Source organism: Shewanella cutis (assembly GCF_022410515.1).
Classification (GTDB): Bacteria; Pseudomonadota; Gammaproteobacteria; order Enterobacterales; family Shewanellaceae; genus Shewanella; species Shewanella cutis.
Genome location: NZ_JACSDI010000002.1, coordinates 278260 through 295742, shown reverse-complemented (window position 1 = coordinate 295742; position 17483 = coordinate 278260). Strand labels below are relative to the sequence as shown.

The window sequence follows — 17483 nt, the reverse complement described above, 5'->3', positions numbered from 1 at the left end:
GGGTATGAATTCTCAGCAGTGTGTCATTATTGCAATTGCTGGCGCGTCAGCATCGGGCAAGAGTTTAATTGCCAAGACGATTTTTGACGAACTTCGCCGCGATTTAGGCACAGATCAGATTGGGGTAATTAACGAAGACGCGTACTATCGCGATCAGAGTCATTTATCCATGGATGAGCGGGTGTTAACAAACTACGACCATCCCAAAGCGTTAGACCATCAGCTGCTATGCACGCACTTGCAGTTGCTAAAGTCTGGCGAAGCTGTTGATATCCCTTGCTATAGCTATACCGAACATACGCGTATGGCCGAAACCGTGAAAATGACCCCTAAAAAAGTGATCATTTTAGAGGGCATCCTGCTGTTAACTGATCCTAAATTACGTGAATTGATGGACGCCAGCGTGTTTATGGATACACCGTTGGACATTTGTTTCCTGCGCCGTTTAACCCGCGACGTGGCAGAACGTGGCCGTACGATGGAATCGGTGATTTCACAGTACAAGAAAACTGTCCGTCCTATGTTCCTGCAATTTATTGAACCTTCAAAACAATACGCTGATATTATCGTGCCCCGCGGCGGCAAAAACCGTATCGCGACCGATATTTTGAAGACTCGTATCCAACATCTACTGGCAAAATAACGACCAATACTTAGGGAGTAAAAGGCAAGATGCGCTTAACCGATATCGAAATTGAACAGGCCCTTGATAACGGCACAATTGTGATTGAACCTCGCCCAAACAACGATGCAATATCAGGTGTGAGTGTTGATGTGCGATTAGGGGGGCAATTTCGCGTCTTTAAAGATCATACCGCGCCTTTTATCGATCTCAGTGGTCCAAGTGGCGAAGTCCAGGCTGCACTGGATCGGGTGATGAGTGAAATCATCGAAATTCCCGACGGCGAAGCCTTCTTCCTGCATCCTGGAGAGCTGGCCTTAGCCGTGACCTATGAGAGCGTGACGCTGCCTGCTGATATTGTCGGTTGGCTCGATGGCCGCTCCTCTCTGGCGCGTTTAGGCTTGATGGTACACGTGACCGCGCATCGTATTGATCCGGGCTGGCAGGGTAAAATTGTGCTCGAGTTTTATAACAGTGGTAAGTTGCCCTTAGCACTGCGCCCACGGATGACAATTGGTGCGTTAAACTTTGAACGTTTAAGTGGCCCAGTTGCGCGTCCGTACAACAAGCGCAAAAATGCCAAGTATAAAGATCAGCAGGATGCGGTTGCCAGCCGTATCAGCCAGGACTAATACCCTTGATTTGGGTTAATGGGGTATTACACGCAAGCATTGCCCCAACGGATAGGGGGCTTGCCTATGGTGATGGCCTCTTTGCCACGATGCGAAGTAGTAAGCGTGGCATTTTATTTTTTCAGCAGCACCAAGCACGTTTAGAGGCTGGTGCAGCAAGGCTTGGGTTTGACTGGCAAATGAGTTCAGCCCTTGCCGAGCAGCTCGATACACTCGCCGCGCAGTATCCACAGCACTGTATTAAATTGATGGTTACACGTGGGGTTGGGGGCCGAGGCTATGCGCCTCCTGAGCAGGCTAATGTCACGGAAGTCGTTTCTGTTCATCCCATTCCTGTCCATTATGCTGCGTGGCAGCACCAGGGTATTCGTCTTAAAACCTCTGCCGTACAATTGGGGCATCAACCCTTATTGGCGGGGATAAAACACCTTAATCGCCTTGAGCAAGTGCTGATTAAATCAGCCCCTTTACCGCAGGGGTATGATGATTGGCTTGTACTCGATTGTATGGGTAAGGTGATTGAGTCCTCTATGGCAAATATCTTTTTTTTCAAAGGCAATCAAGTGATTACCCCATCGTTGGAACGCTGTGGCGTTGCTGGTGTGATGCGCGAGCAAGTTATGTTAGCCTTACTTGCACGGCAGATGAATATCGATTGTTTGCCGTTTGGCGCCGAGCGTTTAGTGGAGTTTGACTCGGCATTTATCACTAACAGTGTCTTAGGCGTAGTAGATGTACTCGCGATCGATTCGCACAGCTTCAAGCCTTCTCCTTTGACCGAAGATCTTAGACAAACACTTTCACTCTCACTATGAAAAAACTCATTCTGATCGCAAGCTCTACCTTATTGGCCTTGCTGACCTTAGCTTGCTTAGTTGGTTATTGGGGTTACCGTACGATTATTGATTACAGTCAAACGCCTCTAGTCTTAACCGAAGCCAAAGAATTAACCATTGCCCGTGGTACGAGTGTGCACCAGTTGGCACAGCAGCTAGAAACCGATGGCGTGATCCAAGATAAATGGAAACTCAAATGGCTGCTCAAATTACGCCCTGAGCTGGCTAAGATCCGCACTGGTCTTTATGAGATGACCCCTTCGCAGACGCTTGCCGATCTACTCAATGACTTAGTCAATGGTAAGGTGAAAATCTTTAGCGTGACCCTCGTTGAAGGCAAAACCATTGCGGAGTGGGAACAACAACTCGCAAACGCGCCCCATTTACAATTAACCCCAGAGGTTTTCAGTGCCGTATTGATGGATCAGGGGGATGATTCGGCGTTACCGGAAGGCAAGTTTTTCCCTGATACTTATCACTACACCGCAGACAGTGATGCCAGGGAATTGCTTACCCAAAGTTACAAAATGATGGAGCAGGAGCTCGCCAAAGCGTGGGCGGAGCGAGTGCCTGGTTTACCACTAAAATCGCGTTATCAGATGCTGATCTTGGCTTCGATTGTTGAAAAGGAAACCGGCCAAGCTTTTGAGCGCGATCAAATCGCTGGCGTCTTTATCAATAGACTGAATCTTGGGATGAAGTTGCAAACCGATCCCACGGTGATTTACGGTATGGGAGATAGATTTAAAGGCAATATCACTCGTAAGGATTTAGTCGAAGATACGCCGTTTAATACCTACCGAATTTTCGGTTTACCACCCACGCCGATTGCGGCTCCGAGCAAGGCCTCATTGCAGGCGGTGTCTAAACCTGCCAAGGTCAGTTATTTGTATTTTGTGTCGCGTAACGACGGCACCCATGTGTTTTCAACCACCTTGGAAGAGCATAACCGCGCCGTGGATATTTATCAGAGAAAGAAAAAATGACCCAAGCATCCGCCAAATTCATCGTAGTTGAAGGACTGGAAGGCGCTGGCAAATCGAGTGCGATTGCCCTTATTCGTGATTTTATTGAAAAACACACAGGGCTCGCACCCGTATGCACCCGCGAGCCGGGCGGGACGCCGCTGGCCGAGCGCATTCGTGATTTAGTGAAAATTGCCGACCCAAGCGATCCCTTATGTGACGAGTCCGAATGTTTACTTATCTATGCCGCCAGAGCGCAACTGGTTGCTAATGTGATCAAACCTGCTTTAGCCCAAGGAAACTGGGTACTTGGAGATAGGCACAATCTATCATCCCTTGCATATCAAGGCGGTGGACGCGGCTTAATGCCTTTAGTGGAGGCCGTAAGTAACGCAACACTAAAAGGGTTTAAACCCGATTTAACACTCTATCTTGACCTTGACCCTAAACTTGGGCTGCAACGTGCGGCAAAGCGGGGTGAACTTGATAGAATTGAGCAACAAGCCATTGATTTTTTTGAGCGGGCACGCGCAACTTACCTCAAACTTGCCAGTGAAGATGAGTGTATCGTAGTGATTGATGCCAGCCAAACGATGGCCGAAGTGCATAAAGATATTCTGGCCGTGTTACAGGCGATGGCATGGTAGAGCACAGTGGATTTGATGTGTTAAGCCTGCCTTGGCTCGATGTGCCAAGACAGGCGTTTTTAACCCAGCTACAAACCCAAAAAGTCCCCCATGCGCAGTTAGTGGGTATCGATTCCGCCTATGGTGGGGAACTCTTGAGTGTGTTCATGGCGCGCGCTGCCATGTGTTCACAACCCACTCATACGGGAGGATGCGGTTTTTGTAAGTCCTGCCAGTTATTTGATGCGGGTAATCATCCCGATTTTTATCAAATCGAGGCCGATGGTCATCAAATCAAAGTCGATCAAATTCGTGAGCTTTGTAGCCGCTTAAGTGCGACCGCCCAGCAAAGTGGCCGCCGTGTAGCCATTATCCACCATAGCGAGCGCTTAAACTCAGCATCTGCTAATGCGCTACTTAAGACACTCGAAGAGCCGGGTAAAGACACCTTATTGTTGTTACATTCCGATACGCCTGCACGTTTAATGGCCACGATCAGCAGCCGTTGTCAAAGACTTCCCTTTGTGGTTCCGTCTAAGACCTTGATCAAAAATTGGCTAATTCAGCAATGCCAGATCCAAGAGGATGTGACTTGGTGCTTGAGTGTGGTCGGCGGCCCATTAAAGTTGGCAGAGAGTTTGCAGTCAGATGGCACGCACCCTAGTCGTTATCAAACCTTATTAGGTTTTCGCAAAGATTGGGCGCAAAGTTTGTCGTCAGGCCATCTGTGTGCTAGCTTGTTAATAATAAGTGAACAGCAAATTATTGATGCTCTTAAGGTTTTATACTTACTTCTGAGACAAATTTTATTGAAGAATGGCAACCAAGATGCGTATGTTCAGGCGCAAATAGGGAACTTGGCGGCGAAAGTCATGGGAATGTGTCATAGCTTAAGTGCCATGCCAAGTGTCAATTATTTGGGCTTGTGTCAAAGTTATGTTTTAGAATATAGAAAAATAACAAATAAGTAACGTACCATGGTCGATCTTGTCGTTAATTTTGATACCTTACATCAGCTTTATCGAGCCTATATGCCGTTCATTAAGCCGGCAGGGCTGTTTGTTGCCACGGGTGAGACACATTATCTCGGTGAGACCTTAACCATTGCTTACCGGTTACCTGGAGCGACAACATCAAACGAGTTTCGAGGCGTCGTGGTGTGGATTAACCCTTTGGGCGCGTCAGGTGGTCGCCCTGTAGGGATTGGTATCAAGATAGTTTCAGAGCCAGACAGCCACAAACATCATATTGAAAAGCTGTTATCCCGTGAACTTTCCTCAGGCGATTTAACCTGTACTATGTAACTGTAACGCATAGCACTGCTATCTCAGGCTACACTTAGCGATTTAACCTCAACTTGGGTTAAGAGATGGATAAATGCAATCAACACCACAAAAATTTCAATTACTTAATTTCAAACTTGCGCTTTGTGCTAGGGCGTGTTGACGTTTAGATATTAAATTTTGTTCGTTCTGGCAAGCTTGTGCTAGCGAAACGAGGAATGATGTGTCGTTATTCGACTCACATGACGAGCGGCTCTTATGACAGAAAGTAAGCGCAATGGCTTGCCAGACGAACCCTTCGGGCAGCATTTGGCTGACGTTTCTGCTGCGTTATCGTCCGTTTATGTAGAATAACTACACAGCACGGTTTGCCTTGCATAAACGGTGAGCCAAATTGCGGCAAAAATAACCCTGAAACGTCACACGCCCTAATAACAAGGCGAATTTACGCGTTAATAGCGCGCCTTTTCAAGTCAAATATTCCTGTAAGCATTTCACAATGCAGTTTGATGTGTTTTATCTAGATCTTAGGTTATTTTGTACCAAGTGAAACCTTAGCGATATTTGACCTCGATCCCATCGCTGAGTATCCTTGTACACCTTTTGTTTCACTGCTTGGAAATTGCTGTGCTTATCGATTCACATTGCCATCTCGATCGCCTTAAAGCGGCGCCTGATCAACAAACCTTAGAACTTATCCTCGCTAACGCTAAGGCGCGCGGTGTCGACTATATGCTCTGTGTGAATGTGCGCCAGCAAGGGTTTGAATCGATGCGCGACAAGGTTGCTGCTTTCGGGCAGGTGTTTTTGTCTTCGGGCGTGCATCCGCTGGATGTGAAAGACGGCCTCGATGTTGAGCAAATTCGCCGCTTTGCGCTGGAGCCTAAAGTGATCGCGATTGGTGAAACAGGCCTAGATTATTTTTATGCCGATGAAACCAAAGCCCTGCAACAACAGTGTTTTGAGCAGCAAATTGCTTTAGCCCTTGAAGTTAATAAGCCGCTTATTGTACATACCCGTGACGCCCGTGAAGATACCATCAATATGCTAAAAGCGGGTCAGGCAGATAAGGTTGGTGGCGTATTACACTGCTTTACTGAAAACTGGGAAATGGCCAAGGCGGCGATTGACTTAGGTTTTTATATTTCCGTTTCAGGCATTGTGACCTTTAAGAATGCTGGTGAGTTAAGAACCGTGATCCGCAAAGTGCCGAAAGAGCGCTTACTGGTGGAAACCGATTCGCCTTATCTTGCGCCTATTCCACATCGCGGGCAGGAAAATCAACCCGCCTATGTGCGTGATGTGGCGGAGTTTGTGGCAGAGCTTAGGGGAGAGCGTTACGAAGAGCTTGCACAGTATACGAGTGAAAACTTCTTTAACTTGTTTAAGGATGCGGCGCGTCTTATCGGACGTTGATACCTTATCCACCCGCTAAATCTATAAAAAGCCCATAAAAAAAGGCCCAAAACGAGTCTAGCTGTTTGGGCCTAGGGGAATGGCTCGTTAAAGAGCCGTGCGCTACAGCTGAAAGCGCCATATGGCGCGCTTTACAATAGAATCAGTGTAGTTGAGTTTAGTGCGAGTGACACTTTCTCCTTTCCCTTTTTTAGGCTATTTAAAGCTAAAAAATCGCTGAACTATAACTATTATGCCTGCGGTGGTAACAATAAGACCTTATCTTTCACTAAGTCTCTGGGCAGGTTGTTTTTTAATTTGTTGCCTAAATGTTTGGCCATACCTAAGGGAGCGCCACCATAACAGACAATGATTTCGCCTTGGGCTTTTGTGGTGGTATCGAGGGCAATATCTCGTCCCATCAAGTATTCTTTGGCCTGTTCATCATTAATCTCGATAATGTTGGCTTGGGTATCTGCCAATGCAATTACGGCCTCATGGCGGACCTTGAAGCCATGTTTACTGTGATCAGCAAGTTTAAGCCCTATCCTCTGAAAGCGCATTTTGCCAATAAAGTCAGTAAATTCACGCGGGAAGAGCCAAAACTCGTCGTCGCGAACCATGATAAGCTCATCGGGCAGTTCGATACCCAGATCATCGGCAAAATACGCTTGAATGGCTTTTGCTTGTTTAGGACTCGCCTCGGTAAAAGGGAAGTTTTTTTGTAGCTTAGGTTCAGGCTGAATACGAGGCACCGAGCGGGTTTTAGTTAGCTTCGCGACAAAAAAGCCTTCGCTGTCGTAAATCTGCGGCCAAACGTGTAAAAAGCCTTCAGGTGTGGTGGCTTTGTCTGCACCATCAAACAGTTGGCTTAAGGATTCAAATTGCACTGCATCGCCATAAGTCTGCTGCAAATATTCACATACGCCTTGGTTTTCGTGCCGATTGAGTGTGCAAGTCGAGTAAACTAGGCTGCCACCGGGTTTTAAGGCCAAAAATGCTGATTCGATAAGTGCTTTTTGGGTTTCGCTAATGGCGATAACCTCATCCAGCGACCAAGATTTTAAGGCGTCAGCATCTTTACGGACTGTGCCTTCACCGCCACAGGGCGCATCAATTAATACCGCGTCAAAATTTTCATACAGATATTCACCAAATACCCTGCCATCGAAGTGGGTTAGGGCGCAGTGGCTCGCTCCCATGCGCAGCACATTGGCATGTAACACTTTAACGCGACTTGCGGAATATTCATTGGCAACCAATAAGCCCTGATTGTTCATTAAGGCGGCAATTTGCGTGGTTTTAGAACCGGGTGCTGCAGCTAAGTCCAACACACATTGCCAATCTGCATTGGGAGTAAATAGCGCGGTCGGTGGTAGCATGGAGCTGGCTTCTTGGATATAGAATAAGCCCTGAATATGTTCGAGGGCGTTACCTAGCTGTTCTTCTTCATCGTAACTTATCCAAAAACCGTCCTTACACCAAGGAATGGGTTCAAAGGTCCATCCTTTAGGCTGCATTAAGCGCTTAAAATCCTCGCTGGTGATCTTTAAGGTATTGACGCGAATAGAACGCCTAAGTGGTCTCGCACAGGCGGCAATAAAGTCGTCCATTGAGAGATGAGCAGGTAATTCTTGGGAAATTGTATTGATAAAATTTTGATTTAATTGAACCATAACGGGATTAGGCTGTGTATCAACTGTTGCAAGTATATCATAATCCCTTACTGGGGCAGGGATTTTATCCTGCGTTTTATGCCGCGCTGTTGGGGGATTTAGCGGCTGGCGTGACCGCTTTGCATTAAGTCAGAAATGTGCAAAACGAAGACAAAATAATAAAAAATAAGGTAGGGGCAGAGTGTTGAATCGGGTGTGGTTAGTGTTTTTCCTCACATCGCTGTTGGCGATAGGGGTACAACTCGCGAATGGGCATATTGACGTGCTCGCTAATGCTGTTGAGGCGCTATTTGCCAGCGCAAAACTGTCAGCCGAAATTGCCTTAGGCTTAGTCGGGGTTTTATCCCTGTGGATGGGCTTGATGCGCATTGGTGAAAAAGCGGGGGTGGTTGGAGCCATTGCATTTATATTTGAGCCATTGCTACGCCGCTTAATGCCCGAAGTGCCTAAGGGGCATCCTGCTTTTGGCAGTATGACCATGAACTTAACAGCTAATGTGTTTGGGCTGGATAATGCCGCAACCCCCTTAGGTTTAAAGGCTATGCAGGATTTGCAGAGTCTTAATCCGGTGAAAACCGTTGCTACCAACGCACAAATTCTATTCTTAGTGCTCAATACCTCCTCGGTGACTTTAGTGCCTGTCACGGTGTTTTTGTACCGTGCCCAGCAGGGGGCTGCTGCACCTGCGGATATTTTTTTGCCGATACTCCTAGCTACCTCTGCATCAACATTAGCGGGATTGCTGACCGTTGCATTTGTTCAGCGACTATCACTGCTTAATGCTGTGGTACTAGGATATGGCGCGGTGATCCTCTCGGCATTAGTCGCCAGCGGCTTTTATCTGATGACGTTAACCGCCGAAGCGATTGGTACTGTCTCGACCGCGATGGGTAACGGGATATTATTGCTACTGGTATTTAGTTTTGTGCTGGTGGCTGGCGTGCGAAAAGTGGCTATTTATGATGAGTTTATTGAAGGGGCGAAGGCGGGGTTTAATCAATCTATTCAACTCATTCCGTACTTGCTGGCTATGTTACTGGCCATTGGTTTACTGAGGGCTTCGGGGGCATTGGATTACCTACTGCAACTCATCGCTGGCGGAGTGAGCCTGTTCGGGTTTGATACTCGCTTTGTCGATGCCATGCCAACGGCGCTAATGAAACCCTTTAGTGGCTCAGGCGCGCGGGCGATGATGCTCGAAACCATGTCACACCACGGAGTGGACTCCTTTGCTGGTCGATTGGCGGCGATTTTCCAAGGCAGCACTGAAACGACTTTCTATGTGCTTGCGGTTTACTTTGGTTCAGTGGGTATTCGTCACGGGCGCCATGCACTCGCCTGTGGTTTAACGGCCGATTTTGCAGGGATCAGTGCCGCCATTGTGGTTTGTTACTGGTTTTATGGATAAGTAGTATAAGACTGTAAGATGATAAAAAATCAGGCGCATTAGGATTTACCTAGTGCGCCTGATTTTAAAGAGTTAACTATCGCGTTTAGAGACTTTAGATACTTTAGCGTGTTAGCTTAAATCGATAGCACAATTATTTATTACACAGGAGCTATTGCGCGGGTGCCCATTCCAGCCATTCACTCTGGGCTTTATGCTGCAGTGTAATCACAGCACCTTGGCTTAAGCGATTGTTTGCTTGTGTCGTTTCCTTGGTAGCGACATAAATGCCGCCCGCCAGTAGGGTTTCAAGTGAACCCGCTTCTATCTGCGCGCCTGAGAAAATCCCTACATCCACTTTGATACCAGAAGCATCCCAGAACTGACTGCTCTGATTCACTAAGTGACTGTACTGCGGCTCAATGTGTGCTTGCATTAATACACTGTTACCTTGAGACGACAGGCTGTAGCCATCGATTTGGCCAACTTTAATACCACGGAAGAAAATAGGCGTGCCGACTTTCATCGAGCCTAGGTTGCTATCCTCTAGGGTAAACTTGAGTGCATCTTCGGCCACATTGGCATAGCTGCTCTCAACGAGTTTAGCTTGGAATTGCGTGACCTTTTGTTTGCTCTTACCTGGTAACACGCCAATATAAGGCCCTGTGATTAAGGTTTCTGGGGCTTTAATGCCCGCTAAAGAAATTTGTGCTTCAACCATATGATACTCGGCGTCACTGCGGCTGAAATGATCCGCATATTCGCCATAAAGATAGGCGGTGGCCGAGAGCGTATTGAGGTCAGCATTAAGCTTAACCTGAGTTACTTCACCCACTTGGTGCCCTTGATAACGAATGGCGGCTTTTGCAGCCAATTTAGCCGAGGCGGGTAGGGTGAGCCTAATAGCTTGCGCTTGGGCTAAGGCTAACTGTTTATTTTCATAAAGTTTGAGCGAAGCAGTCGCATCTGCTTGGGGACTTTCCAATAAGCCTAGGCTGATACTGCCTTTTAGTGCGCCCTGAAGCGGTGCAACGGCGACGTCAATACCAGCGAGGCTGGCGCTGACATCCAATGCATTATTACGCCAAAATACTTTCGGTTTTTGCACTAAGGGCTGGAACTGCTTATCTATGGCGATCTTAATCGCAAAGTCTTCCGTTTTACTTTGCCAATTCACCGACTCAACGCGACCGATTTGCATTTTTTTATAGTAAATCGGTGAGCCTTGGCTGACATCTGCGCCATCTACGCTGGTGAGGGTAAAGTACAGACGTTGCTGGCGCTCGAAAAACTGTTTCGCTTCCTCAACAGAGCTAAAGAGTGACAAGCGCGCATCGGCTGTAACAGGCGAGTTGCTGCTGCCGGGAATAAGACTCACTGCGCCTTTGGTTAATGTCGCCAGATCGCGAGCTTTGACAGATACCCCCTCAATGGATGCATCGACACTCAGCGCCGACTCAGGAATAAAATAACTATCACTACGGATCAAGCTGGCAAATTCAGGTTGTAGCTCAAGGTGATATTCTACCGCCGAAAGATCTTTAGTTAACTTCACCGCAAGAACTTGGCCTATAGGCAACTGTTTGTAGCGCACTTCTGCCCCAGCGGTTAATCCCATATTTTCTGCTGAGGTGATAGTCAACAGACGTTTTTTGGCTTGCAGTAAATCAGGTGCAGAGGATTGCAGAGCGAAGCTACTTGGTAGCGCCGTATTGGCATTTGTGCCAGGTAAAAAGTTTATCACGCTACCAGTCAGTAAACGTTCAGGATTTTTGATACCAGACAGTGAAATATCCGCACCTTCTAACCAAAAACGTCCGTCGCTGGTTAATAAATTGGCGTACTCAGGCTCAAACTTGGCAATTGCTGTGACACCCGTGGTGGTGAGGTTTTTACTCTGAATCGAGCCAACGCTGATACCCCGGTATACAATGCGGGTGCCTTTATCAATCCCATTGCCATCGTTCATGGTTAAGCTCACCTCAACTCCGCCTAAAGCACTGGTTTCGGAATCATAGAGGGCAAAACTGTCGCCATTTTGTGCAGGTGCTGCTTGGTCATCGGAACTGAAACTCACGCCACCCGCAAGGATAGAAGCAAGGCTCTCAGTGTTGACCTTAATGCCCGCTAAACTGGCGTCGACTTTTACACCTGAGACATTCCAAAAATGGGAATTTTTCTTCACTAAACGTGCGTATTGTTCTTGAATAAATGCACTGATAATGACTCTGGCGTTACCATCTAAGCGGTAGCTGACGACACTGCCTACAGGGATCTGGCGAAAGAAAACGGGCGAGCCAACGTCCAATGAACCCAGCTTATCGGCGGTGAGTTCAATCATCACCCCTTCGGAGCCGATTTGCATCGGTGGTGGTTGACGCTCAGCCTCAAAAAACGTTGCGGCATTACCTTTACCCGGTTGAATGGCAATATAGTTGCCGGAAAACAGCGCATCTAAACCTTCAACGCCTGTAATACTCGCCTTTGGGGTGACTAACCAGAAGAGAGTCTCTTTATTTAAGAAAGGTTTGGCGCGATAGTCCATCATCACTTTCACGTTAACGCCTTTAAGATCATCGTCAATGCCAATGTCTTTCACCTTACCGACGGTTAAACCTTGATATTTGACTAAGGTTTTACCCACATCGATTCCCGTTGCACTGGGAAAGTGGATCTGAATTTCAACGCCCGATTCTTTGATGCTTTTAATACCCAGCCAAGCGCCGAGTGCGAGCGCAACAATAGGGAGCAGCCAAATCGGCGAAAAGAGTTTTTTCTTCACAACTTTTGGCGATTCAATTTGTGTCATCTTGATTTTCCAATCGATCCCAGAGTAAACGAGTGTCTAAAACTTTTGCGGCAAGTTGAGTGAGTAAAATCACTAATGCAAACGCCGTGGCCGCAGGCGCCGGCTTCGCATCGAGTAATTGCCCCATATTAACAAGGGCAACCGTTAGTGAGATCACAAACAAATCGAGCATCGACCAGCGGCCGATCCACTCGATAATATGAAATCCTACCATGAGTTTCTTTTTTGAAATGGGCAAATTAAAACTGATTGCACACAGATAAGTGGCAAGACCGATAATTTTTACCCAAGGCACTAAAATACTGGCGATAAAGACAATAATGGCGATGGGTAACATATCCGATTGGACTAAATGAACAATTCCGGAAAATATCGTGTCATGGCGTACCTTTCCCTGATTGGTGAGCACAGTTATAGGGTAGAGATTCGCTGGGACCAATAAAATGGCAGCAGTGATCAGCAGCGCCCAGCTTTTTTGTAAGCTGCTATAGTCGCGAACATGTAGTTCTGATCCACAACGACCACAGTGGCTATCATCACTGCCATTGAGTTGCCTGCATACTGAACATAAACAGAGACCTAAATCTTTTCCTTGTTGCTTCATCTCAGTGACGCTCCTGCATAAGAAGACCCCACATATGTTCAATATCGTATTCACGCTGTAAAAATAGGGTGACTAAAAAAAGCATGGTGAAGCAAAAGGTCCCCATTCCAAAGTAAATGTCTGAAAAGTCAGATAACTGAAACGAGGAAACGAGGAAACTAATCACATAAATCTCGAGCATAGTCAGTTGCGACAGGAGTCCCTGAAATTTTAATAATTGTTTGAGACTATGGCGCCCCAACGGGCTATCAAGTCCCCATTTAACAATTAAGAGTTGGGTGAGAATCGATAGGATCAATAAACCTGGGCCTACCACCGCCGCAGCAAGCACGGCTATACCTACAACCCAATACCCTTGATCGAATACGGCAAAAGCGCCTTGAAACACCGTCGTAGTGCGAATACTGCCTAGGAAATGAATTTCCAACACAGGGAAAAAATTAGCAGGAAAATAAAATACCAACGCGGTAATGCACAACGCCAACATGCCATTCACTGAGCAGTATGGCGTGTCATAAAGAGCAGTGTTACAGCGCGGGCACAACGCTCTTACACCCGTCGGTAGGGCGCGCTTCCGAATGGCCAAGTCGCAGGAACGACAGAGGATTACAGAGTTTTCTGCTGTATTTTCATGCATATAAAAATATTATATTAGCCCCAAAGCCATTGAGATAGTGCAAATAATCCGAATTAAACAAATTATAAGGTGAGATACCCAATTTCTTGACTCATCTCGGCAACGCAAAACGTTCACATAATATCAGAATAATCAGAACACTTGCATCACTAGTTCACTTTATGTCATTCTGGTTACTGTATATAAAAACAGTGCGAGGGCAGTCATGGCAGTTATTACACAGTTTGTCGTGGTAAGAGAAGGGGTAGAAAAGATGACATTCACATCGAAAAAGGAGGCTGATGCCTACGATAAGATGCTCGATATCGCTGACAACCTCATTCCATTTATTCAAAACGCGCAGCTCGGAATTGATGAAAGTCTGACCGAACAGCTCGCATTCTATTTTGCTAACAATAAAGATGAGCTGACAAACTTGCTTAAAGGCGTCGTTCAAGTTAATAGTACGCCAACAAAACAAAGTGCAGCGAAAAAAGCGTCTAAGAAGGACGACGCTGTCGAATAATTCTTAGGATGCATATGAAACCGCAATTTTACGAATCATTGAATCGTCAAGTGCAGGCGTTACTTGAAGGTGAAGACGATTTAGTGGCTGCCATGGCTAACTTTTCGGCCCTGCTCAACGATAACTTAACTGAGCTAAATTGGGTTGGTTTTTACGTGATGCGTGGCGAACAGTTAGTGTTAGGTCCTTTCCAAGGAAAAGTGGCTTGTACCCGCATTCCTATGGGAAAGGGCGTGTGTGGCACCGCAGCACTGGCTAACCAAACCCAACGTGTTGCTGATGTACATCAATTTGATGGGCATATTGCCTGCGATGCGGCCAGTAATTCAGAAATTGTTATCCCTCTGCGGGCTGATGGAAAAGTGATCGCTGTGCTGGATATCGATAGTCCTATTTTTGATCGCTTCGACGAAGAAGACCAAAAGGGCTTGGAATTATTGGTAAAAAGCTTCGAAAAATGCCTATTTGCTTAATTTGCGTACAATAACGCATAATTCATGGTCGCAATCGGTGGCGTGCGCCTTATAATAGCGCATGCCCTGATAAGGCTTATTTAGGTATGGTCTGAATAAGCCTGATAGGTTTAGCCGTAAAAAATTGTTAACTTATATTTTTTAACTTTAGTTAACTCGGCGAGAATGCTAATTTGTACTTTGGCTCAATTGTGGGCTTAACCAAGATGAACGACACGTAAGAAGCTGATTTATATCACCTCGAATTCGATGTCCCTTTTTAACTGTGGAAGTAATGATGGAATCAACAGATAAGTTGACCGACACCAACGCAATTTTGGCGTATTTGTATGAAACATTTCCTTTGTGCTTTATTGCTGAAGGTGAAACTAAGCCATTAAAAATCGGATTGTTTCAAGATTTGGCTGAAAGGTTGGCTGATGATTCTAAAGTCAGTAAAACGCAACTGCGAGTGGCGTTAAGACGCTATACCAGCAGCTGGCGCTACCTAAAATCGGTAAAAGCCGGTGCACAGCGTGTCGATCTTGATGGTCAGCCTTGTGGTGAGTTAGAGCAAGAGCATATTGATCATGCTCAAGCCATGTTGAAAGAAAGCCAAGAAAAAGCCAAAGCTAAGCGTGCTGCTCAAGCACCGAAAGCGGCTCCAGCGGGTAAAGCTCCTGCGAAAAAAGCCCCTAAGAAAGTAGCTGTTCCTGCCCGTAAGACTGAGCGTCCAGCAAAAGCGGCGCCTAAGGCAGAGCCTGCTGTGAACTTAGTGCAAGCGCAATTGACCGATTTAGCGAAAAAACAGCGTGTCAATGTTAAATTAGGTATGACGCCAGTAGCCGGCGTGATCACTGACATTAACAAAGAAGACATTCATGTTCAGCTTGATAGCGGCTTAACGATAAAAGTGAAAGCAGAACATATTCTGCTGTAATCATTTAATCTAACGGAGTAACTTGTTGATGCGAAAACTCATTTTGGCTACATCCATCGCCACTGTTTTTGTCGGATTCTCGGCTTGGGCTGTGCCTCCTACGATTCAAATCAGCGAGTTACCCACTCTCAAGCAGGAAGCGCAGCATAAAGTGGCCAGTAAGCGAGTGACAGATTTGTATACTCGTTCGCATTACCACAGATTTGCGCTTGATGATGCGTTTTCTGCGCAGATATTTGACCGCTACCTACAGCAACTTGATTACCGTCGCAATGTGCTCACTCAAGCTGATGTCGACAGTTTTAAACCATATATCAATCAGTTTGACGACATGCTGAGTTCAGGTGAACTCGATCCTGCCTACAAAATGTTTGATTTGGTTCAAAAACGTCGCTACGAAGGTTTTGTGTATGCACTTTCTCTGCTCGATAAAGAAATGGACTTTACCGCCCCAGGTGATGTCTACGAGTATGATAGGGAAGATGTTGCTTGGCCGAAAGATCAAGCTGAAATCAATGAACTTTGGCGTCAGCGTGTTAAGTACGATGCCTTGAATCTCAAACTTACCGGCAAAAAATGGCCTGAGATCGTTGATATTCTGCAAAAGCGTTATAACAACGCCATCAAACGTTTGACTCAGACTAATAGCGAAGATGTGTTTCAAGCGGTGATGAATGCGTTTTCGCGCAGCATCGAGCCGCACACTAGCTATTTATCTCCCCGTAATGCAGAGCGTTTCCAAATGGAAATGAACTTGAGCCTTGAGGGTATCGGCGCGCAGTTACAGCTCGAAGATGATTACACTGTGATTAAGAGTTTGATCGCAGGAGGTCCTGCTGCTGGTAGTGAGAAACTGTCACCAGAAGACAAGATTGTCGGTGTCGGCCAAGAAGGCGGCGAGATTGTGGATGTTATCGGCTGGCGTTTAGACGATGTGGTCGAACTCATCAAAGGACCTAAGGGCAGTAAAGTCGTTTTGCAGATTTTACCGAAGAAAGGCGGCTCAAATGCTAAGCCGTTTAACGTGACCTTAGTACGTGACAAAATTCGCTTAGAAGACCGTGCTGCCACTTCAAAGATCATCGAACCTAAAGACGGTGTATACGCTAACCGTAAAGTCGGCGTGATCCAGATCCCTGGTTTCTATATGAATTTATCCCAGGATGTGGAAAAGGAACTACTTAAGCTGAATGAAGCAAAAGTCGAAGGTGTGGTTATCGATTTACGTGGCAACGGTGGCGGCGCATTAACCGAAGCGGTATTACTCACCGGACTCTTTATCGATATGGGGCCCGTCGTACAAGTCCGTGATGCTGATGGTCGTGTGTCTGCCCACCGCGATAATGATGGTAAGACGACTTACGCAGGTCCGTTGACCGTGATGGTTGATCGTTACAGTGCTTCTGCTTCTGAGATTTTTGCCGCAGCCTTGCAGGACTATGATCGTGCACTGATTGTCGGTGAATCCAGTTTCGGTAAAGGCACAGTGCAACAGCACAAGAGCCTCGGTCGGATCTACGATATGTACGAGAAGCCAATCGGCCATGTGCAATACACCATCCAGAAGTTTTATCGCATTAACGGTGGTAGCACTCAACTGAAAGGTGTGACACCGAATATTGCTTATCCAAGTGCATTAGAGCCTGGTGAATATGGTGAAGCTGAAGAGAAAAATGCTTTGCCTTGGGATAAAGTGCCTATGGCACAATACGGCACGCTAAATGATATCACTCCTGAATTGGTGGCCAGTTTAGAGAAAAAGCACGTAGCCCGTATTCAAAACAGTGTTGAGTTTAACTATATCAATCAAGATATTGCTGACTTTAAAAAGCATCACAAAGAGAAAACGGTCTCCTTAGTTGAAAGTGAGCGTATTGCATCACGCGAAGCTGATGAGAAAAAAGTACTCGATAGAACCAATGAGCGTCGTGTAGCCAATGGTTTAGCCGCAGTTAAATCGATGGAAGACATTAAAGACGATGTCGTAGCGCCAGATGCCTTTTTAGATGAAACAGCTTATATCACCTTAGATATGGTGGATGCGAAAAAGCTAGCTAACGCTGGCACTAAATAGGCGGTATTTACGCCTGTTTACCTTATCTTAAAACGCGCTT

General features: G+C 46.4%; 17 protein-coding genes. 13 read left to right on the top strand and 4 right to left on the bottom strand.

What is annotated here, in order from left to right; all coding sequences use genetic code 11:
* Nucleotides 1-4 precede the first annotated feature (4 nt).
* The 8 genes from udk to H9J30_RS06465 all read left to right on the top strand — a co-directional run bounded on the left by udk (nucleotide 5) and on the right by H9J30_RS06465 (nucleotide 6380).
* Nucleotides 5-643, top strand: a complete 639-nt coding sequence (udk, locus tag H9J30_RS06500; RefSeq protein ID WP_011072566.1) for a uridine kinase — start codon at nucleotides 5-7, stop codon at nucleotides 641-643.
* A 29-nt stretch (nucleotides 644-672) separates the two neighbouring features.
* Complete coding sequence (gene dcd / locus H9J30_RS06495) at nucleotides 673-1254, top strand: dCTP deaminase (protein ID WP_011072565.1); 582 nt, start codon at nucleotides 673-675, stop codon at nucleotides 1252-1254.
* 5 nt (nucleotides 1255-1259) lie between these two features.
* Nucleotides 1260-2069, top strand: a complete 810-nt coding sequence (pabC, locus tag H9J30_RS06490) for an aminodeoxychorismate lyase (RefSeq protein ID WP_240130278.1) — start codon at nucleotides 1260-1262, stop codon at nucleotides 2067-2069.
* Nucleotides 2066-3076, top strand: a complete 1011-nt coding sequence (gene mltG / locus H9J30_RS06485; protein ID WP_240130277.1) for an endolytic transglycosylase MltG — start codon at nucleotides 2066-2068, stop codon at nucleotides 3074-3076. The genes pabC and mltG overlap by 4 nt, the downstream gene beginning before the upstream one ends.
* Nucleotides 3073-3702, top strand: a complete 630-nt coding sequence (gene tmk, locus H9J30_RS06480; protein ID WP_240130276.1) for a dTMP kinase — start codon at nucleotides 3073-3075, stop codon at nucleotides 3700-3702. The genes mltG and tmk overlap by 4 nt, the downstream gene beginning before the upstream one ends.
* The gene (holB, locus tag H9J30_RS06475) at nucleotides 3696-4652 is read left to right on the top strand and encodes a DNA polymerase III subunit delta' (protein WP_240130275.1); all 957 of its coding nucleotides are present in this window, start codon (nucleotides 3696-3698) and stop codon (nucleotides 4650-4652) included. Before tmk ends, holB begins: the two co-directional genes overlap by 7 nt.
* 6 nt (nucleotides 4653-4658) lie before the next feature.
* A complete protein-coding gene (locus H9J30_RS06470) occupies nucleotides 4659-4985 on the top strand; it encodes a PilZ domain-containing protein (RefSeq protein ID WP_011072560.1) in 327 nt (108 codons plus the stop codon).
* A 606-nt stretch (nucleotides 4986-5591) separates the two neighbouring features.
* Nucleotides 5592-6380, top strand: a complete 789-nt coding sequence (locus H9J30_RS06465; protein ID WP_240130274.1) for a TatD family hydrolase — start codon at nucleotides 5592-5594, stop codon at nucleotides 6378-6380.
* Between the two features lie 230 nt (nucleotides 6381-6610).
* Here H9J30_RS06465 and rsmF read toward each other — a convergent pair whose 3' ends face one another.
* Nucleotides 6611-8035, bottom strand: coding sequence for a 16S rRNA (cytosine(1407)-C(5))-methyltransferase RsmF (gene rsmF, locus H9J30_RS06460; protein WP_240130273.1), 1425 nt, complete (start codon nucleotides 8033-8035; stop codon nucleotides 6611-6613).
* A 181-nt stretch (nucleotides 8036-8216) separates the two neighbouring features.
* Here rsmF and H9J30_RS06455 point away from each other — a divergent pair, with 181 nt between their 5' ends.
* Nucleotides 8217-9443 (top strand): nucleoside recognition domain-containing protein, encoded by a 1227-nt coding sequence (locus tag H9J30_RS06455; protein ID WP_240130272.1) that lies wholly within the window; start codon nucleotides 8217-8219, stop codon nucleotides 9441-9443.
* Nucleotides 9444-9594: 151 nt separating this feature from the next.
* On the opposite strand, the gene H9J30_RS06450 is transcribed toward H9J30_RS06455, so the two are convergent.
* From H9J30_RS06450 to H9J30_RS06440, 3 genes are read right to left on the bottom strand one after another with little or no spacing between them, the layout of a single operon-like run.
* Nucleotides 9595-12231, bottom strand: coding sequence for a PqiB family protein (locus H9J30_RS06450; protein ID WP_240130271.1), 2637 nt, complete (start codon nucleotides 12229-12231; stop codon nucleotides 9595-9597).
* Nucleotides 12218-12835, bottom strand: coding sequence for a paraquat-inducible protein A (locus H9J30_RS06445; protein WP_240130270.1), 618 nt, complete (start codon nucleotides 12833-12835; stop codon nucleotides 12218-12220). The genes H9J30_RS06450 and H9J30_RS06445 overlap by 14 nt, the downstream gene beginning before the upstream one ends.
* Before the next feature lies 1 nt (nucleotide 12836).
* The gene (locus H9J30_RS06440; RefSeq protein ID WP_240130269.1) at nucleotides 12837-13472 is read right to left on the bottom strand and encodes a paraquat-inducible protein A; all 636 of its coding nucleotides are present in this window, start codon (nucleotides 13470-13472) and stop codon (nucleotides 12837-12839) included.
* Nucleotides 13473-13677: 205 nt separating this feature from the next.
* Between H9J30_RS06440 and H9J30_RS06435 the strand changes: the two genes are divergently transcribed.
* The 4 genes from H9J30_RS06435 to prc all read left to right on the top strand — a co-directional run bounded on the left by H9J30_RS06435 (nucleotide 13678) and on the right by prc (nucleotide 17443).
* Nucleotides 13678-13977 carry a YebG family protein gene (locus tag H9J30_RS06435; protein WP_011072553.1) on the top strand — a complete coding sequence of 100 codons (300 nt, stop codon included), beginning with the start codon at nucleotides 13678-13680 and terminating at the stop codon, nucleotides 13975-13977.
* 14 nt (nucleotides 13978-13991) lie between these two features.
* On the top strand, nucleotides 13992-14450 hold the full coding sequence (locus H9J30_RS06430) for a GAF domain-containing protein (protein WP_240130268.1): 459 nt from the start codon (nucleotides 13992-13994) through the stop codon (nucleotides 14448-14450).
* A 277-nt stretch (nucleotides 14451-14727) separates the two neighbouring features.
* Nucleotides 14728-15369, top strand: a complete 642-nt coding sequence (gene proQ, locus H9J30_RS06425) for an RNA chaperone ProQ (protein WP_240130346.1) — start codon at nucleotides 14728-14730, stop codon at nucleotides 15367-15369.
* A 28-nt stretch (nucleotides 15370-15397) separates the two neighbouring features.
* The gene (gene prc, locus H9J30_RS06420; RefSeq protein WP_240130267.1) at nucleotides 15398-17443 is read left to right on the top strand and encodes a carboxy terminal-processing peptidase; all 2046 of its coding nucleotides are present in this window, start codon (nucleotides 15398-15400) and stop codon (nucleotides 17441-17443) included.
* Nucleotides 17444-17483 lie beyond the last annotated feature (40 nt).

Coding starts and splice junctions, on each gene's coding strand:
- prc (WP_240130267.1), top strand. CDS start 15,398: ATGCGAAAACTCATTTTGGCTACATCCATCGCCACTGTTTTTGTCGGA.
- H9J30_RS06440 (WP_240130269.1), bottom strand. CDS start 13,472: ATGCATGAAAATACAGCAGAAAACTCTGTAATCCTCTGTCGTTCCTGC.
- udk (WP_011072566.1), top strand. CDS start 5: ATGAATTCTCAGCAGTGTGTCATTATTGCAATTGCTGGCGCGTCAGCA.
- mltG (WP_240130277.1), top strand. CDS start 2,066: ATGAAAAAACTCATTCTGATCGCAAGCTCTACCTTATTGGCCTTGCTG.
- rsmF (WP_240130273.1), bottom strand. CDS start 8,035: ATGGTTCAATTAAATCAAAATTTTATCAATACAATTTCCCAAGAATTA.
- H9J30_RS06450 (WP_240130271.1), bottom strand. CDS start 12,231: ATGACACAAATTGAATCGCCAAAAGTTGTGAAGAAAAAACTCTTTTCG.
- H9J30_RS06430 (WP_240130268.1), top strand. CDS start 13,992: ATGAAACCGCAATTTTACGAATCATTGAATCGTCAAGTGCAGGCGTTA.
- proQ (WP_240130346.1), top strand. CDS start 14,728: ATGGAATCAACAGATAAGTTGACCGACACCAACGCAATTTTGGCGTAT.
- H9J30_RS06470 (WP_011072560.1), top strand. CDS start 4,659: ATGGTCGATCTTGTCGTTAATTTTGATACCTTACATCAGCTTTATCGA.
- holB (WP_240130275.1), top strand. CDS start 3,696: ATGGTAGAGCACAGTGGATTTGATGTGTTAAGCCTGCCTTGGCTCGAT.
- tmk (WP_240130276.1), top strand. CDS start 3,073: ATGACCCAAGCATCCGCCAAATTCATCGTAGTTGAAGGACTGGAAGGC.
- dcd (WP_011072565.1), top strand. CDS start 673: ATGCGCTTAACCGATATCGAAATTGAACAGGCCCTTGATAACGGCACA.
- H9J30_RS06435 (WP_011072553.1), top strand. CDS start 13,678: ATGGCAGTTATTACACAGTTTGTCGTGGTAAGAGAAGGGGTAGAAAAG.
- H9J30_RS06445 (WP_240130270.1), bottom strand. CDS start 12,835: ATGAAGCAACAAGGAAAAGATTTAGGTCTCTGTTTATGTTCAGTATGC.